The organism is Caulobacter sp. GW821-FHT12D05, assembly GCF_058807295.1.
Map to the genome: position 1 here is coordinate 311,145 of NZ_JBXAQO010000002.1, position 22,913 is coordinate 334,057.

General features: G+C 68.0%; 26 protein-coding genes and 1 tRNA gene. 15 read left to right on the plus strand and 12 right to left on the minus strand.

Annotated features, from left to right (window positions below):
• Positions 1-3 precede the first annotated feature (3 nt).
• Positions 4-1,269, plus strand: coding sequence for a diaminopimelate decarboxylase (gene lysA / locus AC1RRR_RS08910; RefSeq protein ID WP_492812322.1), 1,266 nt, complete (start codon positions 4-6; stop codon positions 1,267-1,269).
• Between the two features lie 51 nt (positions 1,270-1,320).
• Here lysA and AC1RRR_RS08915 read toward each other — a convergent pair whose 3' ends face one another.
• Together AC1RRR_RS08915 and AC1RRR_RS08920 are read right to left on the minus strand one after the other, a co-directional pair.
• Entirely contained in the window at positions 1,321-1,905 is a 585-nt protein-coding gene (locus tag AC1RRR_RS08915) for a phosphoribosyltransferase (protein ID WP_454717037.1), read from the minus strand.
• Positions 1,844-2,797 carry an MJ0042-type zinc finger domain-containing protein gene (locus tag AC1RRR_RS08920; RefSeq protein WP_492812323.1) on the minus strand — a complete coding sequence of 318 codons (954 nt, stop codon included), beginning with the start codon at positions 2,795-2,797 and terminating at the stop codon, positions 1,844-1,846. Before AC1RRR_RS08920 ends, AC1RRR_RS08915 begins: the two co-directional genes overlap by 62 nt.
• A 58-nt stretch (positions 2,798-2,855) precedes the next feature.
• Between AC1RRR_RS08920 and ftsE the strand changes: the two genes are divergently transcribed.
• From ftsE to AC1RRR_RS08945, 5 genes are read left to right on the plus strand one after another with little or no spacing between them, the layout of a single operon-like run.
• Positions 2,856-3,563: a cell division ATP-binding protein FtsE gene (ftsE, locus tag AC1RRR_RS08925; RefSeq protein WP_492812325.1), complete on the plus strand. Its 708-nt coding sequence runs from the start codon at positions 2,856-2,858 to the stop codon at positions 3,561-3,563.
• A complete protein-coding gene (locus tag AC1RRR_RS08930) occupies positions 3,560-4,453 on the plus strand; it encodes a cell division protein FtsX (protein WP_492812327.1) in 894 nt (297 codons plus the stop codon). Before ftsE ends, AC1RRR_RS08930 begins: the two co-directional genes overlap by 4 nt.
• Positions 4,450-5,067 carry a YdcF family protein gene (locus tag AC1RRR_RS08935; protein ID WP_492812329.1) on the plus strand — a complete coding sequence of 206 codons (618 nt, stop codon included), beginning with the start codon at positions 4,450-4,452 and terminating at the stop codon, positions 5,065-5,067. The genes AC1RRR_RS08930 and AC1RRR_RS08935 overlap by 4 nt, the downstream gene beginning before the upstream one ends.
• Complete coding sequence (locus AC1RRR_RS08940) at positions 5,064-5,768, plus strand: lysophospholipid acyltransferase family protein (protein WP_492812331.1); 705 nt, start codon at positions 5,064-5,066, stop codon at positions 5,766-5,768. The genes AC1RRR_RS08935 and AC1RRR_RS08940 overlap by 4 nt, the downstream gene beginning before the upstream one ends.
• A 2-nt stretch (positions 5,769-5,770) precedes the next feature.
• Positions 5,771-6,097, plus strand: coding sequence for a hypothetical protein (locus tag AC1RRR_RS08945; protein WP_492812333.1), 327 nt, complete (start codon positions 5,771-5,773; stop codon positions 6,095-6,097).
• Here AC1RRR_RS08945 and AC1RRR_RS08950 read toward each other — a convergent pair.
• The gene (locus tag AC1RRR_RS08950) at positions 6,094-6,639 is read right to left on the minus strand and encodes a gamma-glutamylcyclotransferase (protein WP_492812335.1); all 546 of its coding nucleotides are present in this window, start codon (positions 6,637-6,639) and stop codon (positions 6,094-6,096) included. The two genes, AC1RRR_RS08945 and AC1RRR_RS08950, sit on opposite strands and share 4 nt — an antisense overlap.
• Positions 6,640-6,668: 29 nt before the next feature.
• Between AC1RRR_RS08950 and AC1RRR_RS08955 the strand changes: the two genes are divergently transcribed.
• The 7 genes from AC1RRR_RS08955 to AC1RRR_RS08985 all read left to right on the plus strand — a co-directional run bounded on the left by AC1RRR_RS08955 (position 6,669) and on the right by AC1RRR_RS08985 (position 16,337).
• Positions 6,669-7,679: a DUF2125 domain-containing protein gene (locus AC1RRR_RS08955; RefSeq protein WP_492812337.1), complete on the plus strand. Its 1,011-nt coding sequence runs from the start codon at positions 6,669-6,671 to the stop codon at positions 7,677-7,679.
• Positions 7,680-7,782: 103 nt separating this feature from the next.
• Positions 7,783-8,583, plus strand: coding sequence for a chorismate mutase (locus AC1RRR_RS08960; protein WP_492812339.1), 801 nt, complete (start codon positions 7,783-7,785; stop codon positions 8,581-8,583).
• A 30-nt stretch (positions 8,584-8,613) separates the two neighbouring features.
• Positions 8,614-9,726 carry a histidinol-phosphate transaminase gene (hisC, locus tag AC1RRR_RS08965; protein WP_492812341.1) on the plus strand — a complete coding sequence of 371 codons (1,113 nt, stop codon included), beginning with the start codon at positions 8,614-8,616 and terminating at the stop codon, positions 9,724-9,726.
• Entirely contained in the window at positions 9,727-10,665 is a 939-nt protein-coding gene (locus tag AC1RRR_RS08970) for a prephenate/arogenate dehydrogenase family protein (protein ID WP_492812343.1), read from the plus strand.
• A 333-nt stretch (positions 10,666-10,998) separates the two neighbouring features.
• On the plus strand, positions 10,999-13,875 hold the full coding sequence (locus AC1RRR_RS08975) for a TonB-dependent receptor (protein ID WP_492812345.1): 2,877 nt from the start codon (positions 10,999-11,001) through the stop codon (positions 13,873-13,875).
• A 119-nt stretch (positions 13,876-13,994) separates the two neighbouring features.
• On the plus strand, positions 13,995-14,336 hold the full coding sequence (locus AC1RRR_RS08980; protein WP_492812347.1) for an EF-hand domain-containing protein: 342 nt from the start codon (positions 13,995-13,997) through the stop codon (positions 14,334-14,336).
• Positions 14,337-14,498: 162 nt separating this feature from the next.
• A complete protein-coding gene (locus AC1RRR_RS08985) occupies positions 14,499-16,337 on the plus strand; it encodes a glycoside hydrolase family 9 protein (protein WP_492812348.1) in 1,839 nt (612 codons plus the stop codon).
• On the opposite strand, the gene AC1RRR_RS08990 is transcribed toward AC1RRR_RS08985, so the two are convergent.
• Complete coding sequence (locus AC1RRR_RS08990; RefSeq protein ID WP_492812349.1) at positions 16,334-16,786, minus strand: winged helix-turn-helix domain-containing protein; 453 nt, start codon at positions 16,784-16,786, stop codon at positions 16,334-16,336. The two genes, AC1RRR_RS08985 and AC1RRR_RS08990, sit on opposite strands and share 4 nt — an antisense overlap.
• 171 nt (positions 16,787-16,957) lie before the next feature.
• On the opposite strand from AC1RRR_RS08990, the gene AC1RRR_RS08995 reads away from it, so the two are divergent.
• Both AC1RRR_RS08995 and AC1RRR_RS09000 read left to right on the plus strand, forming a co-directional pair.
• A tRNA-Gly gene (locus tag AC1RRR_RS08995) sits at positions 16,958-17,032 on the plus strand.
• 80 nt (positions 17,033-17,112) lie between these two features.
• Complete coding sequence (locus AC1RRR_RS09000) at positions 17,113-17,712, plus strand: HD domain-containing protein (RefSeq protein WP_492812351.1); 600 nt, start codon at positions 17,113-17,115, stop codon at positions 17,710-17,712.
• Positions 17,713-17,727: 15 nt separating this feature from the next.
• Here the strand turns inward: AC1RRR_RS09000 and AC1RRR_RS09005 are convergent, their stop codons facing one another.
• The 8 genes from AC1RRR_RS09005 to AC1RRR_RS09040 form a co-directional block, all read right to left on the minus strand.
• Entirely contained in the window at positions 17,728-18,606 is an 879-nt protein-coding gene (locus AC1RRR_RS09005; RefSeq protein ID WP_492812353.1) for a TraB/GumN family protein, read from the minus strand.
• 65 nt (positions 18,607-18,671) lie between these two features.
• Positions 18,672-19,574 carry an alpha/beta fold hydrolase gene (locus tag AC1RRR_RS09010; protein WP_492812354.1) on the minus strand — a complete coding sequence of 301 codons (903 nt, stop codon included), beginning with the start codon at positions 19,572-19,574 and terminating at the stop codon, positions 18,672-18,674.
• Between the two features lie 72 nt (positions 19,575-19,646).
• Complete coding sequence (locus AC1RRR_RS09015) at positions 19,647-20,315, minus strand: hypothetical protein (RefSeq protein WP_492812356.1); 669 nt, start codon at positions 20,313-20,315, stop codon at positions 19,647-19,649.
• 4 nt (positions 20,316-20,319) lie between these two features.
• Positions 20,320-20,514 (minus strand): helix-turn-helix transcriptional regulator, encoded by a 195-nt coding sequence (locus AC1RRR_RS09020; protein WP_291872351.1) that lies wholly within the window; start codon positions 20,512-20,514, stop codon positions 20,320-20,322.
• Positions 20,511-20,912 carry a hypothetical protein gene (locus tag AC1RRR_RS09025; RefSeq protein WP_492812358.1) on the minus strand — a complete coding sequence of 134 codons (402 nt, stop codon included), beginning with the start codon at positions 20,910-20,912 and terminating at the stop codon, positions 20,511-20,513. Before AC1RRR_RS09025 ends, AC1RRR_RS09020 begins: the two co-directional genes overlap by 4 nt.
• Before the next feature lie 11 nt (positions 20,913-20,923).
• On the minus strand, positions 20,924-21,364 hold the full coding sequence (locus tag AC1RRR_RS09030) for a hypothetical protein (protein ID WP_492812360.1): 441 nt from the start codon (positions 21,362-21,364) through the stop codon (positions 20,924-20,926).
• Positions 21,365-21,479: 115 nt separating this feature from the next.
• A complete protein-coding gene (locus tag AC1RRR_RS09035; RefSeq protein ID WP_492812362.1) occupies positions 21,480-21,776 on the minus strand; it encodes a hypothetical protein in 297 nt (98 codons plus the stop codon).
• Positions 21,777-21,924: 148 nt separating this feature from the next.
• A complete protein-coding gene (locus tag AC1RRR_RS09040) occupies positions 21,925-22,800 on the minus strand; it encodes a TraB/GumN family protein (RefSeq protein WP_492812364.1) in 876 nt (291 codons plus the stop codon).
• Between the last annotated feature and the right edge of the window lie 113 nt (positions 22,801-22,913).

Genomic DNA, 22,913 nt, shown 5'->3' on the forward strand with positions numbered 1-22,913 from the left:
CAATTGAACCACTTCGAGTACGGCCCCGAGGGCCTGGCCTGCGAAGGCGTGCCCCTGGCCAAGATCGCGGCCGAGGTCGGCACGCCCGTCTATGTCTACAGCCGCGCCACGCTGGAGCGGCACTTCACCGTGTTCCGCGACGCCCTGGTCGCCGCCGGCGTGGTCGACCCGCTGGTCGCCTACGCCGTGAAGGCCAATTCCAACGTCGCCGTGCTGAAGGTGCTGGGCGACCTGGGCGCCGGGGCCGACACGGTCTCGGAAGGCGAGGTCCGCCGCGCCCTGGCCGCCGGCATCCCGCCCGAGCGCATCGTCTTCTCCGGCGTCGGCAAGGCCCGTCGCGAAATCGAGTTCGCCCTGAAGACCGGCGTCGCCGAGATCAATGTCGAGTCCGAGCCGGAGATGAACCTGATCGCCCAGGTCGCCGCCGAGCTGGGCGTGCGCGCCAAGATCGCCTTCCGGGTCAATCCGGACGTCGCGGCCGGCGGTCACGCCAAGATCGCCACCGGCAAGTCGGAGAACAAGTTCGGCGTCTCGTTCGCCGAGGCCGCGCGCCTGTACGCCAACGCCAGCAACAACGCCGCGCTGGAGCCCATCGGCGTGGCCTGCCACATCGGCAGCCAGATCACCGATCTGTCGCCGATGCGCGAGGCCTTCAGCAAGATGCGGGGCCTGGTCGAGCAACTGCTGGGCGAAGGCCTGTCGGTCGAGCGCCTGGATCTGGGCGGCGGCCTGGGCGTCCCGTACTTCAACAATCCCGAACCGCCCTCGCCCGCCGATTTCGCCGCCATGGTGGGTGAGGTGACCAAGGGCCTGCCCGTCAAGCTGGCCTTCGAGCCGGGCCGGGTGATCGCCGCCAATGCCGGCGTGATGGTGTCGGAAGTGATCCACGTCCACGAGCGCCCGGAAGGCCGCAAGTTTCTGGTCATCGACGCGGCCATGAACGACCTGGTCCGCCCGGCCATGTACGACGCCTTCCACGACATCCGCCCGGTCATCAAGCGCGCCGGCGAGACCGTCTATGACGTCGTGGGTCCTGTCTGCGAGACCGGCGACACCTTCACCCGCGACCGCGCCCTGCCGCCGTTCGCGGCCGGCGACCTGGTGGCATTCATGTCGGCCGGCGCCTACGGCTCGGCCATGGCCAGCGAGTACAACACCCGGCCCCTGGTGCCGGAGGTGCTGGTCGGCGGCGATCGCTACGCGGTGATCCGCAAGCGGCCGACCTATGACGAGATGCTGGCGCGGGACCTCGTGCCGGACTGGGTCTAGCCCCAAAGAGAAAAGGCCCGCTCGATCGAGCGGGCCTTTTGCTTTTCCGGCTTAGTCCAGAGCCCCGATGTAGGGGAGCCCTCGGCTCTTGCCCTCGTCGTCCAGGCCGTAGCCGACCAGGTAGCGCGCCGGCGCTTCCCAGGCGACGAAGTCGGGCTCCATGCCGCGATCCTTGGGCCAGGGCTTGCGGGCGAAGACGGCGGTCAGCACTTCGCTGGCGCCGGCGTCCTTGACCAGGCGGGCGGCTTCCGACAGCGACAGGCCGGTGTCGAACACGTCGTCGACGACCAGGGCGCGGCGGCCGATCAGCGGACGCTGCAGGTCGGCGCGCACTTCGCAGCGGCCCGTGCTCTTGCGCTCGTCGTGATAGGAGGCCAGCCACAGGGCGTCGAACCGCACGTCGCGGCCGGCCTTGTAGAGGGCGCGGGTCAGGTCGGCGGCGAACCACAGGCCGCCGGTCAGCAGGCAGACCACGACGGTGTCGTTGTCGATGCGCGGCGCGATGGCTTCGGCCAGCTTCTGCACCCGCTCGGCGATCTCGGCTTCCGAGATCAGGACTTCGGGTTTCTTGGTGTCATTCATGATGTGCGGGTTCGTGAGAGTCTGCAGGGGGAGGAGCTTCCTCCCCGCTCTCATGTCCCGAGGGTTCCTGTCCAGCCGCTTCGTGCTCGGCGGGGGCTTCTTGTGCGCCACGCAGCGACAATTCAGGCTCGGCGCCGTGGGCTTCGGGCTTCTTCAGGGCGGTTTTCACCGCCTTGGCGGCGCCTGGCTCGGTGGCGAAGCCGATCTGCAGGTCCTTGGCCGAACGCGGCGGGTCCAGGAAGGTGATCGAGAAGTGGCGCACCTCGCCCGGCGGGATCTTGGCGTCGGCGGCGGCAGCCAGTTGGCCGGCGACGCGCTTGCTGTCCTTGCTGAGCAGCTCGACGCGCAGCGGCGGAGACAGGACAGCGTGTTCGGTGATGTTGCGGATCGAGCCGGTGATGGTGACGGCGGCATGGCCGTCCTGCATCGAGGGTTGGGCCTTGATGCTGGAGCGGTCGATGACCAGGCCCACGGTGTTCACCGGCAGGCCGACGGCGGCATAGGCGCCCGCCGAGCCCGGCAGGATCTTGACCACGTCGATGCGGAAGATCAGGGCGGCCACGACGACCACCGCCATGGCGGCGGCCATGCCGGCCCAGATCACGCCCGTGGCGGTGGCTTCGCGCAGGCGACGCTCGGCGTCGGCGCGGGCCCGGAAGACCTTGGGCAGTTCCTCGCCCGGCAGGGCGCTGACCGGCGGCTCCTCGGCCTCGGCGGCGACGCTCTCGGGAAGCTGCTCGGCGGACTCCAGCTGGCTGGCCAGGGTCGGCGTTTCGGGGTCGTCAAAGAGGTCGAGCGGCTCTTCGCTACGTGCGGTCCAGCTGTTCCCGCACGAGGCGCAACGCACGACGCGACCTGCCGCGCTCACCTTGGAGTCGTCGACGAAATAGCGGCTGGCGCACTCCGGACAGGTCAGTATCATGGCCGCGAATCGAACGCTCCCCACACACCTAAAGGGGGTCGCTGATTTTAACCCTGATGTCCAGAAACCCAAGTGACGCGCCTTGCGGATCGACACAGAACAGGGCGATGACGCCCTACCGGTGGTCCGCTTCGAAGGCGTCTCGATGCGGTACGGGCGAGCGCCCGAAACCCTAAGGGACATAAGCTTTTCCCTGGACCAGGGCTCCTTCCATTTCCTGACCGGCGCCTCGGGCGCGGGCAAGAGTTCGCTGCTCAAGCTGATCTATCTGGCGCACCGTGCGTCACGGGGTCGCGTCGAGCTTTTCGGGCGTGATGTCAGCCTGACCCACACCTCGGACCTGCCGTTCCTGCGCCGCCGGATCGGGGTGGTGTTCCAGGAATTTAGGCTGCTGGAACACCTGTCGGTGTTCGACAACGCCGCCTTGCCCCTGCGCATCCTCAAGCGCAAGCCGGCCACCTATCGCGAAGACGTCGCCGAGCTCTTGAGCTGGGTCGGCCTGGGCGACCGCATGCACGCCCTGCCCGCCACCCTGTCGGGTGGTGAGAAGCAGCGCCTTGCCATCGCCCGCGCCGTGGTCGACCGCCCAGACGTACTGCTGGCCGACGAGCCGACCGGCAATGTCGACCCGGCCATGTCGCTGCGCCTGCTGCGGCTGTTCGTCGAGCTGAACCGCCTGGGCACCACCGTCCTGATCGCGACGCACGACGAGGACCTGGTGGCCCGCGCCGCCCGTCCGACCCTACACCTGGACCAAGGCCGCCTCGTGGATGTGGGGGGCCGCAAATGAGCGAGTTCTTCCAGGTCGCCCGCTGGAAGCCCGGCCCGCTGCTGCCGCCGCGCGACAGCCGTGACGGGGCGCTGGTGTTCGTGGTCGCCGTGCTGTGCTTCCTGGCCTGCCTGACGGGCTTCGCCGCCCTGGCCGCCAACCGCGCCGCCCACGGCTGGACCAGCCAACTGACCGGCTCGGCCACCGTCGTGGTCCGCGCCCGCGCCAACGAGACGCCCGACAGCGCCGCCGCCCGCGCCGCCGAGACCCTGGCCGGCATCAAGGGCGTGGTCGAGGCCCAGGCCCTGACCCGCGAGAAGGCCGAGGCCCTGCTCGAGCCCTGGATCGGCAAGGAGGCCCTGGTCGACGACCTGCCGACGCCGCGCCTGGTGACCCTGGAGCTGGACCCCAAGACCCCGCCGACCGCCGACACCCTGGACCGCGCCCTGAAGGTCGCCGGCGTCGACGCCACGGTCGACGACCACAGCCGCTGGATCGCCGACATCCAGCGCGCCGCCAATCTGGCCCGCCTGGCGGCCTTGGGCGTCTTCGCCCTGATCGCCGCCGCCACGGCCGCCGTCATCGCTTTCGCGACGCGGGCAGGCCTGGCCGCCCGCCGCGACGTCATTGAGGTGCTGCACTTCTCCGGGGCCGAGCAAGGCTTCATCACGGGCCTGTTCCAGAACCGCTTCGCGACCATGGGCGCGCTGGCGGGCTTGCTGGGGGGCGCGAGCGCGGCCATCATCGGCGCCGTTGCACGCTATTTCGGCGGCGGCGCGGGGGTTGCGCCGGTTCTGCCGTTGGCCTGGATCGATCTGTTGGCCGCCCTGCCCGCGCCGGTGGTGGCGGCCCTGATCGCCGGCCTCTCGGCCCGTCTGGCGGCGTCGCGCATCGTGGGGGAGATGCCGTGAAGACCTTGGCCGCGCTCTTGATAGCGCTGATGATCTGGGGCTTGGGCCTGTTGGCCTTCACCGGCCGCGTGGACCAGTCGACGCCCGCGCCCGAACCGCCCACCGCCGACGGCGTCGTGGTGCTGACCGGCGCCTCGAACGTGCGCCTGGAGGCCGCCACCCGTCTGTTGGAAGAGGGCAAGGGCAAGCGCCTGCTGATCTCCGGCGTCAACCGCGAGGCCACCCGCGCCGACGTCCAGACCGTGACCAAGGCCGTCAAGCCGATCTACGACTGCTGCGTGGACTTAGGGTTCGCCGCCGCCAACACCGTGGGTAACGCCCGCGAGACCGCCGAGTGGGCCAAGTCCAAGGGCTATCAGAGCCTTATTGTCGTCACGGCCGACTACCACATGCCGCGCTCGATGCTGGAGCTGTCCGCCGCCATGCCCGGCGTGAAGCTGTCGCCCTATCCAGTGAAGACCGATCTGAACGCCCACCGCTGGTGGAAGACGTCGATCAGCGCGCGGCGGATGATCGTGGAATACTGCAAGTACCTGGCGATCCTGGGCCGCGAGGCGTTTCTAGGACTCGGCCCGAAAGAGAAGGCCGCCCCGGCGGCGAAGGAAGCGTCTTGATCTATCTGCGTTCGTTCCTGTTCCAGCTGTTCTTCTGGCTGTGGTCCATCGGGACGGCGGTCCTGATGATCGCCACCTATCCCCTGCCGCGCCGCGTCAACACCTGGTCGCTGACGACCTGGGCCAAGGGCCTGATCTGGGGCCTGCGCTGGTTGGCCGACGTCAAGGTCGAGGTGCGTGGCGTGCGACCGACCGGAAACGCCCTGGTCGCACCCAAGCACCAGTCGATGTTCGACGTCTTCAGCCAGTTCGCCCTGCTGCCCGACGCCTGCTTCGTGATGAAGAAGGAACTCTTGATGGTGCCGCTGTTCGGCTGGCACGGTCTGAAGGCCGGCATGCTGGTCGTCGATCGCGGCGGCCACTCGACCGCGCTGAAGAAGCTGGTCCGCGACGCCGTCGAGCGCATGAAAGAGACGCGCCAGATCGTGATTTTCCCGGAAGGCACACGCGGCGCCGTCGGCCAGCCCGGCGAGTACAAACCCGGCATCGCCGCGCTGTATCGCGAGCTGAACATGCCCGTCACGCCGCTGGCCCTGAACTGCGGCAGCCACTGGAACAAGGGCTTCATCGTCAGGCCGGGCACGATCGTCTTCGACTACCTCGAGCCCATCCCCGCCGGCCTGAAGCGCGGCGAGTTCATGCGTGAGCTGCAGACCCGGATCGACACCGCGACCAAGGCGCTGGAAGACTCCGGGATCTGAACGTGGATCAGGACAAGGTCGCCAAGGTTTTCGAGAACGGCCTCTCCGATCCTCGAGCGCATCTCGACAGCGCGGAACTGCTGCTTCTGTCGGGGCAATGCCTGGCCGCCACGCGCATCGTCCACACGATCGAAGGCTACGTTCTCAAGGACGGGTTTCAGTACGCGGACGCGGACTTTTCTCTCTTCGGCCAAGACCCCGAGGAAAAGAAACGTCCCTGGTCCGACCGCGCCAAGGACTCCCACGCCATCGTCAGCGAGATCGTCGCCTCCGCCAACGTGTCGGGCGAAATCATCGTCTTTCAAGTCTGGCTGGATTGGGCCGACTAGGCCTCGATCGCCTCGACCATCTTGAGCAGCCTTTCCATCGCATGATCGCGCACGCCGTCCTCGCGCAGGTGCAGGACGAGGTCGCGGAGATAGTCGATGTTCGGTCCCGACAGGCCGGTGGCCCCGGCGATCAGCGCCGCCTGCTGCTCCAGGGTCAGGGCCCCGGCCCACTGGCTGTGCTTCATGTCCGACAGGAAGACGAGCGCCGGCGCTTTCCCGCCACCGTCGATCTTCACGTCGCGCCAGGTCTCGAAATAGGTCTCGGTCGGCTGTTCGCGTTCGCGCAAGTAAGCGTAGACCGCCTCCCATTCGCTGGCCGCCACGCGATAGGCCATGCCGCGCACCGCGCCGCCAGGGGCCAGGCCCAGCACCAGGCCGGGGCGCTCGTAGGTGCCGCGGTGATGCACCGAATAGATGCAGAAGGCCCGTCGCCGACCGTGGAGCACGGCCGTTCTTCGGTCTATGAACGGGAACCCGGGCCGCCACATGAGCGATCCATATCCGAACACCCAGCGATCTTCGCTGTCGCCTGCCAAACCCATTCTCGATCCCGACTGGACGCGCCCTATACATGACCCATAACGACGCCGCCCCGTCCCGCAAAGCCCGTCGCAGCCGTCTATTCACGCCTTTCATCCTTGCCGCCCTGATCGCGGGCGGTTGGAGCTATGGCTGGTTCTGGCTGCGCGGCCAGGCCGAGCAGCGAATGGACGCCCAGGCGGCCGACCTGAAGTCGCGCGGCTATGACCTGTCGTGGAGCGCCCGCACCTTCCACGGCTTCCCGTTCCGCATGAATGTCGACCTGACGAACGCCCGCATGGCAGAGCCCACCGGCTGGGCCGTGCGCGCGCCGATCCTCAAGGGCGAGGCCGAGATCTTCGACCTGACCCACTGGGTGCTGGTCGCCGACCAGGGCGTGGTGCTGACCCGGCCAGAGACCGGCGACGTGACCATCACCGGCCAGGCGCTGCGGGCCAGCATCTCGCACGTCACCGAATATCCGCCGCGCATCTCGGTCGAGGGCGCCAAGCTGACCTTCACCCCTGCGGCCAACGCCAAGCCGTTCCAGCTGGTCTCGGCCGACAAGATGCAGTTGCACACCCGCTCGGGTCCCGACGACCAGGGCGCGGTGTTCTTCAAGGCCGACGGCGCCAAGACCGCCTTCACGGGCCTCCTGGGCCGCATCGCCCAGGACAAGACCGCGTCCATGCTGCTGGAGACCCGCCTGTCGCACGTCTCGCAACTGCGCGGCCGCAACTGGGAAGCCGCCGTCAAGCGCTGGAGCGAGGCCGGCGGCCAGATCACTCTGCAGCAGAGCCAGCTGCTGGCCGGCGACGCCGAGGGCAAGATCAAGTCGGGCGTGCTGTCGGTCGACAACCAAGGCCGCGTGACCGGCTCGCTGAACGCGGCGCTCAAGGAGCGGACCATGCCCGGCCAGCCGATCAGGACGCCGGAACAGGCCGTGGCGGCCGCCGCCCAGGCCATGGGCGCCGAGCCGGTGATCGAGGCCGACCTCAAGTTCCAGAACGGCCGTACCTATCTGGGCATCCTCGATACAGGGCCCGCGCCGACGGTTTACTGAACGAGCAACGATCGCCCATCACGCAATTTTATTCCCGCGAAGGCTGGCTATTGCGTGTTTCGCGGCAAAGACTATGGTCCCGCCTCCAATTTCGGGGAAGAACATGGGCAGCGACGCGACGGTGGCCACGCCGTCTCTCGAAGAGGTCCGATGGCGGCTCGACGCCATCGACACTGAACTCCTGAAGCTGCTGGACGAGCGCGCCGGCCTGGCCAGCGCCGTCGCGGCCGCCAAGCGCGCCTCCGGCGACACCGGCTTTGGCCTGCGCCCCGGCCGCGAGGCCCAGATCGTCCGCAAGCTGTTGGCGGCGCCGCGCACCGGCGCCAGCAACGCCCTGGTCATCCGCATCTGGCGCGAGATCATGGCCGACAACCTGGCGCGCCAAGGCCCGTACCACCTGGGCGTCTTTGGAGGCCGCGAGGCCGCCCGCACCGTCGAGCTGACCCGCCTGCGCTTCGGCACCGCGCCGCGCCTGTCGATCCTGCCCACCGCCCAGGACGCCCTGGCCATCGCTCGCACCCCCTGGGGCGTAGCCGTCCTGCCGCTGGCCGCCGACACGCCCTGGTGGGGCCGCCTGCTGGCCGAGCCCAAGCTGCGCGTGTTCGCCGCCCTGCCCTGCCTGGCCACCTGGGGGCCGCAAGCCGCCCTCGCGGTCGCCGAAGTCGAGGTCGAGCCCACCGGCGGCGACCAAACCTTCTGGGTCACGGATTCGCAGAAGAGCGCCGCCGCCATCGTCGAGGCCCTGAGCCAGACCGACGTCGCCGCCGAACTGATCGCCGACGCCGGCGGCCTGAAGCTGTTCTCGCTGTCGGGCTTCTTCCAGCCCAATGACGCGCGCCTGGCCCGCGCCCCCGGCGACCTTACGGGCGTCATCGGGGCTGCGCCCGAACAGTTCGACGTGTAAGAGACGCGCGTCTCTAGACTGAGTAACCCGATGACCACCGATCGCTTCGCCGCGCCTCGCCCTGTCCCGAAACCCGGCATCATGGACATCCATGCCTATGTCGGCGGCAAGTCGAAGGTCGAAGGCATCGCCCATCCGGTGAAGCTGTCGAGCAACGAGAACATCCTGGGCAGCAGCGACAAGGCCAAGGAGGCCTATCGCAACGCCGTCGACCGGATGCACATCTATCCGGACGGCAAGGCCGGCATCCTGCGCGCCGCCGTGGCCGAACGCTTCAAGCTGGAGCCCGAGCGCCTGACCTTCGGCGACGGCAGCGACGAGATCTTCGCCCTGCTGTGCCAAGTGTATCTGGAGCCCGGCGACAACATCGTCCAGGGCGAGCACGGCTTCGCCGCCTACGCCATCGGGGCCCGCGCCTGCCAGGCCGAGGTCCGCATGGCCAAGGAAATCAACCACCGCGTCGACATCGACGAGACGGTCAAGTGCGTCGACGAGCGCACGCGCCTGGTGTTCATCGCCAATCCCGCCAACCCGACCGGCACCTGGCTGACGGGCGAGGAGATCCGCGCCCTGCACGCGGCCCTGCCGCCGTCGGTGATCCTGGTGCTGGACGGCGCCTATTCGGAGTTCTGCAGCGACCCGCGTTTCGAGGACGGCCTGGATCTGGCCCGCACCGCCGAGAACGTGATCGTCACCCGGACCTTCTCGAAGCTGCACGGCCTGGCCGCGCTTCGGGTGGGCTGGGGTTATGCGCCCGAGCACATCATCGAACCGATCGAGCGCATCCGCCCGCCGTTCAACACCTCGATCCCCGGCCAGGAAGCCGCCGTCGCGGCCCTGTTCGACGACGAGTTCCAGGCCCGCTCCCTGGCCCTGGTCGAGCAGTGGCGTCCGTGGCTGGCCCAGCAACTGGGCGGCCTTGGCCTGGAAGTGACGCCATCGGCGGCCAACTTCGTGCTGGCCACCTTCCCGACCACGCCGGGCAAGACGGCTCGCGAGGCCGAGGCCTTCCTGGCGTCGCGCGGCTACCTGGTCCGCGCCGTGGCCAACTACAATCTGCCTGACGCGATCCGCGTGACCATCGGCCTGGAAGAGCAGAACCGCGCCGTCGTGGACCTGCTGGCCGAGTTCATGGGGCGCTAGATGTCGGCGCCGGGCATCCTCTACCCCAAGCTCACCGTCATCGGCTGCGGCCTGATCGGCGGCTCGGTGATCCGCGCCGCGCGTGAGCACGGCGTCGTCGGCGAGGTCACCGTGGCCGACGCCAGCGAGGCCAATCGCGCCCGCGTCGTCGCGCTGGGCATAGCCGAGCACATCACCGGCGACATCGCCGAGGCGGTGAAGGACGCCGACCTGGTTGTCATCGCCACCCCGGTGTTGTCGATCCCAGGCCTGGCCGCCGAGATCATCCCGGCCATGAAGGCGGGCGCCACCCTGACCGATGTCGGCTCGACCAAGGCCAATGTCGCCGAGGCCTTCCGCGCCCAGGACCTGTCGAAGATCTACGCCATCCCCGGCCACCCGATCGCCGGCACCGAGCAGTCGGGTCCCGACTCAGGCTTCGCCGAACTGTTCGAGGGCCGCTGGACGATCCTCACCCCGTTCGAGAGCGACGACGAGCACTACGCCGAGGCCGTCGCCACCCTGTCGGCCTTCTGGCGCGCCTTCGGGGCCCAGGTCGAGCTGATGGAAGAAAAGCACCACGACCTGGTGCTGGCCGTCGTCTCCCACCTGCCCCACCTGATCGCCTATACGATCGTCGGCAGCGCGGCCGATCTGGAGAACGTCACCGAGAACGAGGTGATCAAGTACTCGGCCTCGGGCTTCCGCGACTTCACCCGCATCGCCGCCAGCGACCCGACCATGTGGCGCGACATCTTCGTGGCCAACAAGGACGCGGTGCTGGAGATGCTGGGCCGCTTCACCGAGGACCTCCAGGCCATGAGCCGCGCCATCCGCTGGGGCGACGCCGACACCCTGCACGCCCATTTCACGCGGACGCGGGCCATCCGTCGGGGCATCGTGGCGGCGGGCCAGGAAAGCGCCCTGCCGAACTTCGGGCGCGACCGCGGGAAGCACTAGGCCCCGCGCTGGCCCCTCCACCGGCTGCGCCGGTCCCCCTCCCCCAAACGGGGAGGAGAGATGAAACTCGTCCACGCAGAACTCCTCCCTCCCTCCGCCCCGCTTGGGGGCGGAGAGGCCTGCGCGAGTAGGTCAGGCGGGGGCCTGTGCTGAGCCAACCCTTGTTACGGCATCTTGCGACTCCGTCATTTGTCAGACATATATTATCTACGTTGTGAGATTTGATCCCGACATACGGGACTACGCGACGTAGAGAGCTGAACCGGGAAAACCGGGAGCCTCGGGTTGGAAACATCAGGGGTGCGGCGGGGCCGGCCCTGTCTGGAGGTCCTCATGTCGCCGTCCAAGTTGGGCTGGAAATCGAGCTGCTCGTTGCTGGCCCTGGCAATTGTCGGCGCAATGGCCGCCACCACCAGCGCTCAAGCGCAGGACACCACCGTCGAAGAGGTGGTCGTCACCGGCTTTCGCGAAAGCCTGAAGAGCGCCCTGAACGTCAAGCGTCAGTCCTCGGGCGTGGTCGACGCCATCAAGGCCGAGGACATCGCCGACTTCCCCGACGCCAACCTGGCCGAGTCCATTCAGCGGGTGCCGGGCGTGTCGATCACCCGCGTCGCCGGCGAAGGTCGGACGATCACCGTGCGCGGTCTGCCGCCGAACTTCACCCGCGTGCGCATCAACGGCATGGAAGCCCAGTCGACCAGCGGCGCCACGACTAGCGACCGCGGCGCAAACCTGGGCCGGGGCTTCGACTTCAACACCTTCGCCTCGGAGCTGTTCAGCGGCATTACGGTGCGCAAGAGCGCCCAGGCCGAGGTTATCGAGGGCTCGCTGGGGGCCACGGTCGACCTGGAGACCGCCCGCCCGCTGGACCAGAAGGGCCTGACCTTCGTGCTGGGCGCGGCCGGCAGCTATACCGACCTGGCCAAGAAGGTCGATCCGCGCTTCACCGCCGTGCTGGGCAACCGCTGGAGCGGCGCGTTCGGCGAGTTCGGGGCCCAGGCGTCGTTGGCCTACAGCAAGCGTCGTTACCTGGAAGACCAGTGGGGCTCGGGCGGCTGGAACCCGGCCACGGTCGACGGCGGCTTCTGTACGCCCGTGGGCCGTCCGGTGCAGAACCCGGTCGACAACGCCGCCAACGGCACCGACGCCGCCAACTGCGCGACCGGCGTGCCGCGTCCGGCCGCCAATGACACCGTCTTCGACCAGGCCAACCGCTCGACGGTCTTCTTCCCCCGCCTGCCCCGCTATGGCCGCTTCCACCACAACCAGGAGCGCACCGGCGCGACCCTGGCCCTGCAATGGAAGCCGACCTCGCGCACGTCGCTGAGCTTCGACGCCCTGTATTCGAACTACGACGTCAAGCGCGAGGAGAACTGGCTGGAGGGCTTCTCGTTCGCCCGCGCCATCAGCCAGAACGGCAAGCCACAGACGGCGGTGCGCGAGCTGATCCTGCGCAATGCCGGGACCAGCCACACGGCGGGCGTCAACCTGGGCCAGACCGTCTATGACGTCGACTTCGCCCGCTTCGACGGCGTCGACGTGCGGTCCGACACCCAGCACGACGAGTTCCAGAACGTCTTCCAGCAGTACACCCTGGCGGGCACGCACGAGCTGACCGACAAGATCACGGTCAGGGGCCTGATCGGCTACTCGAAGTCGGACTACGACCAGCCGATGACGACGACGATCATGTTCCAGCGGCCCAACACCAGCATGACGATCGACTTCCGCAAGGACCGCGACCAGCCGACCATCACCCACGGCTTCGACGTCACCGACGCCAGCCTCTACAGCTTCGCCGCCCCCAATGCCGAGGTGCGGCTGTCGCAGATCTTCACGACCAACATCTACAAGACCATCGACCTGAACCTGGCCTGGGCCGTCGACGACGCCCTGACCGTCAAGGTCGGCGGCCACTATGACGAGTTCTCGTTCGACACCTCGGCGTTCCAGCGGGCCAACAATTTCCTGGTGCCCAGCTTCACCTCGGCCGAGCTGAAGAACCTGACCAAGGTGATCAGCGGCTTCGGTGGCCACGGCATCAATGCGGGGGTCTTCCCCAGCGCCTGGGCGACGATCGACTACGACAAGTTCGTCGGCAACCAGAACCTCTACAGCCAGACCGGCCTATACACCCTGGTCAACAATTTCGGCGGCATCCGCCGGGTGGACGAGAAGGTGACCTCGGCCTTCATCCAGGCCGACCTGCGCACGCAGATCGGCGGCGTGCCCGTGCGCGGCGACGTCGGCTTCCGTTTCGCCCGCACCGAGCTGGAGTCGCGCGGCTACCAGATCGGCCTGACGCCGCAGCAGGTCACGGCCGATCATAGCTACAACGACGTCCTGCCGTCGCTGAACGTCGCGGTCGATGTCACCGACAACTTCATCCTGCGCTTCTCGGGCGCCAAGACCGTGTCGCGGCCGGACCTGGGCTTCCTGACGCCCGGCGGCAGCCTGAACCTCACCGGCACCCCCTCGATCACCTCGGGCAACCCGACCCTGGACCCGATCCGCGCCTGGACCGCCGATGTCGGCGCTGAGTGGTACTTCGCCCCCGGCGCCATCCTGGGCGTGGGCTTCTTCTACAAGGACATCGAGACCTACGTTCAGAACCAGTCCCAGCAGCTGACCTTCCGCCAGACGGGTCTACCGCTGGCCCTGCTGGGCGCGTCGGGCGTTGATCCGGACAACACGCCGATCACCGTCACCCGGCCGCTGAACACCCCGGGCGGCCCGCTGAAGGGCTTCGAGGTCAACTACCAGCAGGCCTTCACCTTCCTGCCGGGCTTCCTGAGCCACACCGGCGCGCTGGTGAACTACACCTATGTCGACAGCCAGATCGACTACTTCCTGGCAGCCGGCGGCATCACCACCAACGACCTGATCGGCCTGTCCAAGAACGCCTACAACGCCACGCTCTATTACGAGGACAGCAAGTTCAGCGCCCGCGTCTCGGCCTCGTACCGCGACAAGTCGGTCGTGGCCCTGCCGGCCAACAACCCGTTGCAGGACATCGAGGGCTACTCGCCCAACCTGACCTTCGACATGGCCGCCTCGTACCAGATCGGCGAGCACCTCAAGCTGTCGCTGGAGGGCCTGAACATCCTGGACCGCTTCAACCGGCAGTTCATCGACTCCGACCGCGACAGCACCTTCGTCTACACCCACACCGGGCGGCAGTTCAGCCTGGGGCTGCAGTACAAGTTCTAACCTGCGGAGGACGGGTCTACGGGCCCGTCCTTTCCCGCCCTTTTTCCGAAATAAGGCCGCAACAATCGAGGCCCATTTCAGCGATCCAGGGACTTAACCCCGGGAAGGAAACCCCCTCTATGAGCCGTAAGCTCATCGTCGCGCTCGGCGCGCTCTCCACCCTCGTGGCCGGCGCCGCCCTGGCTCAAGACGGCCCGCCTCCGGGCCCGCGCCAGATGCCGGCTCCGGAAGACGTCTTCAAGCGCTGGGACACCAACAGCGACGGCGTCGTCGACAAGGCCGAATGGACCGGCGCCGGCCGTCCGGAAGACCGCTTCGCCATGATCGACGCCGACAAGGACGGCAAGGTCACCCTGGCCGAGCTGAAGACCGCCTTCGAACAGATGCGCGCCCGCCGCGCCCAGCAAGGTGGCGGCCCGCCTCCCGGCCCGCCGCCGGAAGCGCCGGCTCCGCAGAACTAAGCGCTCTCACCAGAGCCGCTACGAACGCCGCCCGATCATCTCGGGCGGCGTTTTCGTTTCCGGGCCCATAGATACCGGTAACAAAGATCGTGACAACGCTGTCGGAACTTCGCTAGCTTCGCCGCCAAGGCGCACTGTCGATGTGCCACGGAGGAAGCGTTGATGACCCGCCTGGCCGCTCTGTCGTTCGTCTCAGCGCTCGTACTGGCTGGCTTCGCCCACGCCGAAGACGCCCCCCGCCCCATCCGCCTGAACCAGACCGGGCTGGAAGCCAACGGCCCCAAGCGCGCCGTGCTGGCCGATCCGTCCAAGACGCCCCTGGACTGGACGCTGCTGGACTCGTCGGGCGCGACCGTGGCCCAGGGCAAGACCAAGGCGTTCGGCGACCACGCCGCCTCGGGCGAGCATGTCCACCAGATCGACTTCTCGAGCTTTCGCAAGGCCGGCGACGGCTATCGCCTGAAGGTCGGCGCGGCCGAGAGCCGTCCCTTCTCCCTGCGCGCCAGGCCCGATGGCAAGCTGACCAAGGCGGCCCTGTCGTTCTTTTACCAGCAGCGCGCCAGCGTTCCGATCGAGGCCCGCTTCGTCGAGCGGCCGGACCTGGCCCGTCCCGCCGGCCACGCCCCGGACAAGGCCACCTGCTTCGACCAGGCCGACGAACGCGGCCAGGTCTGGCCGGGCTGCGACTACACGCTGGACGCCAGCGACGGCTGGTACGACGCCGGCGACCACGGCAAGTACGTCGTCAACGGCGGGATCTCGGTCTGGACACTGGTCAACGCCTATGAGCGCGCGGCTGTCCTGAAGCGGCCCGCCGCGCTGAAGGCCCTGAGCGACGGCTCCCAGGCCCTGCCCGAGAACGCCAACGGCGTCCCCGACATCCTGGACGAGGCCCGCTTCGAGCTGAACTTCCTGCTGGCCATGCAGGTCCCCGACGGCAAGACTCTGCAGGTCCCGGTCGGCAAGCAGAAGCCGGTCGACGGCAAGCTGAAACTGACCGCCATCGACGCGTCGGGCATGGCCCACCAGAAGATCGCCGACCGCTACTGGACCGGCCTGCCGACCGCGCCGGCCGACGACAAGCAGGTGCGGTATCTCTACTACCCGACCACGGGCGCGACCCTGAACCTGGTCGCCGTCGCCGCCCAGGCCGCGCGGGTCTGGAAGACCATCGACCCGGCGTTCTCGGCCCGCTGCCTGGAAGCCGCCCGACGCGCCTTCGCCGCCGCCTTGCGCCATCCCGACATCTACCAGCTGGGTCCGTTCACCGGCTCGGGCGGCTATGGCGACGGCGACCTGACCGACGAGCTCTACTGGGCCGCCGCCGAGCTCTACGCCACGACGGGCGACGCGAACGCCGAGAAGGTGCTGCGCGCCTCGCCGCTGTTCCTGGCGACCGGCGACATCAGCTGGGGCTCGGTCGGCGCCCTGGGCACGATCACCCTGGCGCTGGCGCCAAATGGCCTGAAGCCCGCCGAGATCGCTCAGGCTCGCGCCAGCCTGACGGCCGCCGCCGGCCGCTACCTGTCCGACGACCTCGGCCAGGGCTATGGCCTGCCCTACGCCGCGCCCGGCTATCCCTGGGGTTCGAACAGTTCGGTGCTGAACCGCGCCATGGTGCTGGGCCTGGCCTACGATTTCACGGGCGAGATCGCCTATCGCTACGGCGCGGTCGACGCCATGGACTACGTCCTGGGCCGCAACCCGCTGGATCGCTCGTACGTCACCGGCTTCGGCGCGCGGGCGATGCAGAACCCGCACCACCGCTTCTGGGCCAAGCAGGCCAATGCCGCCTACCCCGCCCCGCCCGCCGGCGTGGTCTCGGGAGGGCCCAACTCGACCAGCATGGGCGACGACGTGGCCAAGACCATGAAAGGCCAGTGCAAGCCCCAGACCTGCTGGACCGACGACTATCGCGCCTTCACCCAGAACGAGGTGGCGATCAACTGGAACGCCCCGCTGGTCTGGGCTTCGGCGTTCCTGGACGATACTGCCCGCTAACGCTCAGCGACGGCGCGCGGCGGATCATCGTCCTGCGCCCAGGCGTAGGCGCCGACGCTGGCCGCCCCGCCCACGGCGATGGCCAGCATCGCGCCGACCGCCACCCAACTTGGACCCAGACTCCAGCGCTGAGCCGGCGGCGTGCTGCCGGGCGCCGCTTCATAGATCCAGCGATAGCCGATGGCCGGCACCGTCTCGATGAAGCGCGGCGCCTGGTCGTCGTCGCCCAAGGCCTTGCGCAGGTCGGCCACCGCCCGGTTCAGGGCGACATGCGAGCCCTGGTCGGGGCTCCAGACGGTCTCGATCAGGTGGTCGCGCGAAGCGGTCAGGCCGGGCCGTTCAGCCAGGGTCATCAGCAGGTCGAAGGTCCGAGGCTCCAGGCAGCTGGCTCCGCCCGGCGCCCGCACGCGGCGGGTTTCGACATCGATGGTGACGTCGCCAAACGCCATGCGAGGGGTTTCCGTCTGAACTGACACGCGACGATCGACTCCCATGACTTTGCGGCCGGCATCAGGGGAGCACTCTGCGGCGCAATTAGGTCCTTGCCTTACCAAACGACACGCAGCCCCAACCGCCGCTTGAGTACCGAGACGAGCCGGGCTAAACGGAGCGTCCCTTTGGCGGGCGTAGTTCAGAGGTAGAACGCAAGCTTCCCAAGCTTGATGTCGGGGGTTCGATTCCCCCCGCCCGCTCCAAGGCCCCTCCCCACACCGCGTTGACCTCAGCCTTCATCGAGCGCACGATCACTTCAAACAGACGTTTGGGGAGAAACGTGATGGCCGACGGCGAGGATCATCCGCGCGCCAAATTTCACGCGATGACCGACGGCACGCCCGAGGACTGGGGCATCATCGCCGGCGCGTCGGTGGAGTTCGGGCGCGAACTGCCAACCCGGCTGATCGCGCACCTGAACCTGTTGAAGGGCGACTGCGGCGGCTTCGCCATCGATCGCCTGGACCACAGCCTGCAGACCGCCACCCGCGCCCACCAGGCCGGCGAGGACGAAGAGTACGTGGTCTGCGCCCTGCTGCACGACATCGGCGACATCCTGGGTCCGCGCAATCACGCCGACATCGCCGCAGCTATTCTCCAGCCCTTCGTGTCGGAGCGGAACCACTGGATGGTGGCCCACCACGCGATCTTCCAGGGCTACTACTTCTTCCACCACCTGGGTCTGGACCGGGACATGCGTGACCAGTTCCGGGACCATCCGGACTTCGAGCACACGGCCAAGTTCTGCCACGTTTACGACCAGGAGGCCTTCGACCCGAACTTCAAGTCGATGCCCCTGGAAGCGTTCGAACCCATGCTGCAACGGGTGATGAGCGTGCCGAAACGCTCGATCTACCTGCGGGCGCCAGCGGCGGCTGAGTAAGGAGTAGGCTTACGCCTACTCCACCCGCTCGGCCTTGATGCCCAGCTTGGCCAGCTGCGCCTGGACGCTCTCCGGCCCCACCAGGTGGCCCGAGCCGACGGCGACGAAGCTGACGCCCGAGCCGGCCAGCTTGGTCTTCAGCTGCCTGGCCCAGTCCTCGTTGCGCTTGGTCAGCAGCAGGTCGTAGAGTTCAGGATACTTGCCCTTCATCTCCGAGACGAACTCGGCCTCCAGCGCGCTGGTGTCGCCGGCGGCCCAGGCCGCGACCATCTTGTCGATCTTGCCCACGCCCTCGTCGACGTCATCCAGGGTGGCGCTGAGGAAGTCGGCCTCGGTCTTGGCCGGCAGGTCGGCGAAGAAGCGGATCTGCTGATCGGGCGTCTCGAAGGCCTTCTCGGGCTTGCCGGCGGCGCGGACCTCCTTGGCCAGCACGAACTCGACGCCGCTCTTGGGGTCGTAGCCGGCCTTGATCACCGGGATCATCGACAGCGTCACCGCCGCCAGCCACGGGCGCATCATGTTCACGGCCTGAGGCGGAATACCGCTGGCCTGGGCCAGGTCGCTGGCCTTCTTGAACTTGTCGGGCGCGATCTTGCCCGACAGCGGATTGGCCGGGTCCATGCCGTACTTCATGACCAGGGGCTGCATCACCGCCGGGTCGTCCGAGCCGACGATCTCCAGGGTCAGGTCGCCGCTGTCGGCCAGGGCCTTGTCGATCTTGGCCGAGCGCCACTGGGTGTCGGGCTTCAGCACGTGGATCGTGCCGAACAGATAGATGGTCGAGTCCTTGTCCTTGATCGCCCACAGGGCGGGTTCGGCTAGGGCGGAGCCGGCGAAGCCCAGGGCGACGACCGAGACTAGACCTGCCGCGGCGCGGCGCAGATGACGAAGCATGGAATTCCCCGAATGACTTGAGGTTGAGAATTGGGCGGCTTGCGCGTCGGCGCAAGGACGATTGGCTATTTGAGGAAAGTCTCGACCGCCGCAGCAAAGGCCTGGGGCTGGTCCAGCATGATGAAGTGGCGAGCGTCGTCGATCCGCTTCAGCGTCACGCCCGGCAGGGCCGCGTAGGCGTCGGCATAGGTCTTGTCGATCGCCGCCGTCGGCGCGCCCATGGCCGGGTCGTACGGATAGAGCAGCGTCACCGGCGTCTTGATCGCCGCCAGCTCGCCGCGGGCGTCGGTGGTCAGCAGGTCGTACATGGCGCGGCCGACGGCCGACTGCGACGAGGCGACCGACCAGGCCAGGACCAGCTTCTGACCGTCCGGCGACTTGACGAAGCGCGGCGCGGTCATGGCCTGCTGGCCGGCGAAGGCCTCGGGGCTCATGGCGGTGACGCCGTCTCGCATGGCGGCGGCCTGCGGCTTGACGGTCTCGACCGTGGCGGCCGGCGAGAACAGCACCGCGAAGAACGGCAGGCTGTCGACGACCATCAACCGGCCGACATCCTCAGGATGACGGCGCGCCAGCAGCAGGCCCGTGAAGCCGCCCATCGAGTGGCCGATCACGGCTGGCGCCTTCAGGTGGTTGGCCTTGATGTAGCCGTCGACGGCCTCGACCAATGGGTCGACCACCGGCCCTTCGGCATTGCCGCCGACCGGCGCGCCGGCGAAGCCCGCCACCTGGACGACGTGGACGCGGTGTGTGGCCGACAGCTGCTTGACGGTGGCGTCCCAGACCGCGCCGGATGAGGCCAGGCCGGGGATCAGGACGACGTCGGGACCCTTGCCGGTGACGGTGACCGTCATCCGGTCGGCGGCGTGGGCATGGTTGCCGCCGAACACGCCCAGGGCGGCCAGGATGGCGAAGACGATGACGAACAGGTGGAAACGTTTGCGCAGCATGGGATCTTTCTCCCCCATAGGAACGTGCGGAAGTCTTCGGCGTCTTCAGGACGCCGATGGAGCGAGACGCTTTGTCGGATACTGTTTGGTCTAGGCGGCCAGGCCGCGACGCCAAGTGACGGCGAAGGCGATCAGCAGATAGACGGCCATCATCACGGGCACGGCGTCCCACAGAGTCATGACCGGCAGCAGGCCCAGCTTCCCGCCGGCCGCCCACAGGAACATCGCGCCCTGCAGGACCATGAAGCACAGCGCGCCGACTTCGGCCATGGCCTGTCGCATCAACTCGTCGCTGCGGATCCAGACCGAGATGTTCATGGCGGTCTGCAGCAGGAACAGCGCGATCAGGCCGATCATGGCGGCCGAGCCGACGAGCGCCGGAACCGTCTCGAAGGCGGTGCGGATCGCCACAGGCGTGACGATCATGACGCCGGCCAGCAGCAGCACGACGCCGTTCTGGGCGTAGAAGAACACCTGGGCCGGCGTCGCGGGGCGACCGCGCTCGGGATCCAGCTGCCGGCCCAGCGCCTTGCGGCTGGCGCAGACGGCCAGGACGCCCATGCCGATGCCGACCATGAACACGCCCAGCAGCGCGGCCATCAGATCTGGCCAAGCAGGGTTCCACTCCCCGAAGTCCGTCCAGCTGCTCAGCCAACGACCGAACAGATAGCCAAGCGGCGCGGCGGCGATACCGTACACCAGGCCTCGCACCAGGCGGTTGGATTGATAGGCCTTGGAAAATTGCGACACGAGGGTCATGGCTTTAGGCCTCGTCCTGGAAGATGGTTTCGATGGGTTGCCCGAACAGCCGGGCGATCTTGAAGGCTAGCGGCAGGCTGGGATCGTACTTGCCGGTTTCCAGCGCATTGATCGTCTGCCGCGAGACCTGCAGCGCCTCGGCCAGGTCCGCCTGACTCCAGTCGCGCTCGGCCCGCAGCACCTTGAGGCGGTTCTTCACTGGTAGCGCCTCCGGATGAAGGGCTGGGCCAGGCCGAACGACCCGCAGAACACCGCGAAGATCAGGTACAGCGGGAAGTGCGGCAGCACGCCGACGTTTTCCAGGAAACCCCAGGCGGTGGACAGCGACAGGGTGATGCCGATGCCCCACAGCATGGACTGCACCAGGATCGCGCGCTGGAACTCGTCGGTCTCCTCCACCAGGTACAGGCCCATGGCGGCGATCACGCCCATGACGGGGATGGCCGGCGCCACGCCCAGCAGCCACAGCAGCGGCCCCTTGGGGTTGTGGTTCTCGATGAACCAGAGCGAGGCGAACAGCACGACGACGTAGCTGGTCATGGCCGGAACGAAGCGGCGCAGGTAATTGCGGGCGGCGGGAGTCTGGCAGTTGCGCATGATCCCCTCCCTCAGCGCTGACGGACCAGCCACCAGCCGGCCCAGGCCAGGCCGTAGCCGATGGCTTGGGCGATCAGCAGCCCGGCCATGCCCAGGATCAGCCAGCCGGCCGGCTTGAGGTCGCCATACATCGCCGTGAGCCAGGCCGAGTCCGTGACCGCGCCGATCATCAGGGCCACGGCCGCGCCGGCCATGCCGCCCCAGAACCAGGCGAACTTGTGGGCCTCGCGGGCGGCCTCGTCGATCATGCGCCAGTAGATCGCCGTCAGCCCGGCCATCACGATCATCACGATGACCGTCCCGACCGCGATCACGGGCATCGGGATCTGGATTTCCAGACGGTTCGCCAGCGCGCCGCCAGCCCCGACCAGGGCGCCGAAGACCCCGCAACCGACCAGGATCCGCTGAGCGATCTCCTCCCGGCTGGTCTTACGCGCTTCGATCTTTTCCATGACAAGCCACCCCGTCTAAATGACAAGGACATTTGTCATTTAGGAGCGCACTATGTCAAGCATGGTTGTCATTTTGTCAGGCAGTATCGACTAAAGGACGGAGAAGCTTGACGTTTCAGGCGGCCTTGCGGCCCAGGAAGGGATCGACCGACAGCGACTCGCCGGTGACGCCGCGCCAGTGGACGGCCTCCAGGCGCTTGAGGGCGCGGCCCAGCATGCCGGGACGCGGGCGGCTGACGACTTCCCAGCCATAACGCGAGAAACGGTCGCCGAAATCGGACCAGCGGATGACCCGACCTTCGGCGTCCTGACGCCAGACGGCCTTGTCGCAGCCGGGAATACGCGCACACCGCTCCCAGGCCTCGACGCGGCCTTGCAGGATCAGGAACGGGTCTTGAGCAGTACGGGCCAAGGGGGCCTCCGTAGACTTTCCGCATCCTCCGCGTCGAAGCGAGACTGAGTCGCGCCCCGAGAGGACAAGGGCTAGAATTTGTGTAATCGCACCGACTGTCCACCAGATGTGGTGCGGCGGGTTGCCGCGCGACAAGCGCTGCGACAGCTCATTGGATCCTTCGAACGCTGTAGCCGCGGGCTTTCATCAGAGCCGGAAGCCCCTCGCCACCCGCCATGTGCAGGGCCCCGACGACCACCAGATCCGTGCCCCGCCCCTGCCGCATCTCGGCGTCCAGACGGTCGGCCCAGGCCAGGTTGCGGCGCTTGAGCAGGGCGTCGTAGAGCGCCGGGCGACCCGTCTTCATGCGATCGACCAGGCGGCTGCCCAGCCGGTTCATGTCGCCGCTCAGCCAGGCGCGCTCCAGGGCCACGCCATCACGCGGCGGGGTCAGCTGCTCGCGCGCGACGTCGTCCAGGTAGTCGAGCTCGGCCTGCTCGGGCAAGTCGGCGAAGATGCGCAGCTGCTGTTCGAAGGTCTCGAAGGTGGCGATCGGCTTGTCGGCCGTGCGGGCGCGCTGGGTCGTGGCGGAGTCGACGCCGCTGGCCACCGCCCCGCCCTCGCGGGTCATCGGCGCGACCGACAGCATCATCGCCGCCGCCCAGGGCCGCAGACGTTCGACACGCTCCAGCGGCACGCCGTCACGATCCAGCACCGGCCGCAGGGTGGCCAGGGCCGTCGGGGAGAGCTTCTGGGTCAGGGAGCGGTCCGCGTCGACGCCGTAGCGATCGAATAGGACCTTCACCTCGCTAGGCGGCAGATCGGCGCGGGTCTCGAACCAGACGCGGTCGGCGACGGCATAGGCGTGGTCGAAGGCCCGGGTGCGCCAGCGCACGTCCGGACGCAGCACGTGCATCGAACCGAACAGATAGACGACGGAATCCTTGTCGCGGACTTCCCACATCGCCGGGGCGGCGCTGGCAGCGCCAGCGCCCGCCATCCAGACGAGACCCGCCGCGATCGCCCCGCGCGACAGACGCCTCAATACGCCACTGAACATCTCTTCAAGGCCCGACCGAAACTAGGCCCCGAGATAAGCGCGACTCTGGTCAGCCGTTAGTGAACGGCCGCCGCGACATAACGACTCAGCTTAGCGGT

What these genes read in the sequence shown, in the direction of transcription:
- AC1RRR_RS08915 (WP_454717037.1), bottom strand. Translation starts at nt 1,905, where the DNA reads ATGAGAGCGGGGAGGAAGCTCCTCCCCCTGCAGACTCTCACGAACCCG.
- AC1RRR_RS08930 (WP_492812327.1), top strand. Translation starts at nt 3,560, where the DNA reads ATGAGCGAGTTCTTCCAGGTCGCCCGCTGGAAGCCCGGCCCGCTGCTG.
- AC1RRR_RS08950 (WP_492812335.1), bottom strand. Translation starts at nt 6,639, where the DNA reads ATGGGTTTGGCAGGCGACAGCGAAGATCGCTGGGTGTTCGGATATGGA.
- AC1RRR_RS08955 (WP_492812337.1), top strand. Translation starts at nt 6,669, where the DNA reads ATGACCCATAACGACGCCGCCCCGTCCCGCAAAGCCCGTCGCAGCCGT.
- AC1RRR_RS08960 (WP_492812339.1), top strand. Translation starts at nt 7,783, where the DNA reads ATGGGCAGCGACGCGACGGTGGCCACGCCGTCTCTCGAAGAGGTCCGA.
- hisC (WP_492812341.1), top strand. Translation starts at nt 8,614, where the DNA reads ATGACCACCGATCGCTTCGCCGCGCCTCGCCCTGTCCCGAAACCCGGC.
- AC1RRR_RS08970 (WP_492812343.1), top strand. Translation starts at nt 9,727, where the DNA reads ATGTCGGCGCCGGGCATCCTCTACCCCAAGCTCACCGTCATCGGCTGC.
- AC1RRR_RS08975 (WP_492812345.1), top strand. Translation starts at nt 10,999, where the DNA reads ATGTCGCCGTCCAAGTTGGGCTGGAAATCGAGCTGCTCGTTGCTGGCC.
- AC1RRR_RS08980 (WP_492812347.1), top strand. Translation starts at nt 13,995, where the DNA reads ATGAGCCGTAAGCTCATCGTCGCGCTCGGCGCGCTCTCCACCCTCGTG.
- AC1RRR_RS08985 (WP_492812348.1), top strand. Translation starts at nt 14,499, where the DNA reads ATGACCCGCCTGGCCGCTCTGTCGTTCGTCTCAGCGCTCGTACTGGCT.
- AC1RRR_RS08990 (WP_492812349.1), bottom strand. Translation starts at nt 16,786, where the DNA reads ATGGCGTTTGGCGACGTCACCATCGATGTCGAAACCCGCCGCGTGCGG.
- AC1RRR_RS09000 (WP_492812351.1), top strand. Translation starts at nt 17,113, where the DNA reads ATGGCCGACGGCGAGGATCATCCGCGCGCCAAATTTCACGCGATGACC.
- AC1RRR_RS09005 (WP_492812353.1), bottom strand. Translation starts at nt 18,606, where the DNA reads ATGCTTCGTCATCTGCGCCGCGCCGCGGCAGGTCTAGTCTCGGTCGTC.
- AC1RRR_RS09010 (WP_492812354.1), bottom strand. Translation starts at nt 19,574, where the DNA reads ATGGGGGAGAAAGATCCCATGCTGCGCAAACGTTTCCACCTGTTCGTC.
- AC1RRR_RS09015 (WP_492812356.1), bottom strand. Translation starts at nt 20,315, where the DNA reads ATGACCCTCGTGTCGCAATTTTCCAAGGCCTATCAATCCAACCGCCTG.
- AC1RRR_RS09025 (WP_492812358.1), bottom strand. Translation starts at nt 20,912, where the DNA reads ATGCGCAACTGCCAGACTCCCGCCGCCCGCAATTACCTGCGCCGCTTC.
- AC1RRR_RS09030 (WP_492812360.1), bottom strand. Translation starts at nt 21,364, where the DNA reads ATGGAAAAGATCGAAGCGCGTAAGACCAGCCGGGAGGAGATCGCTCAG.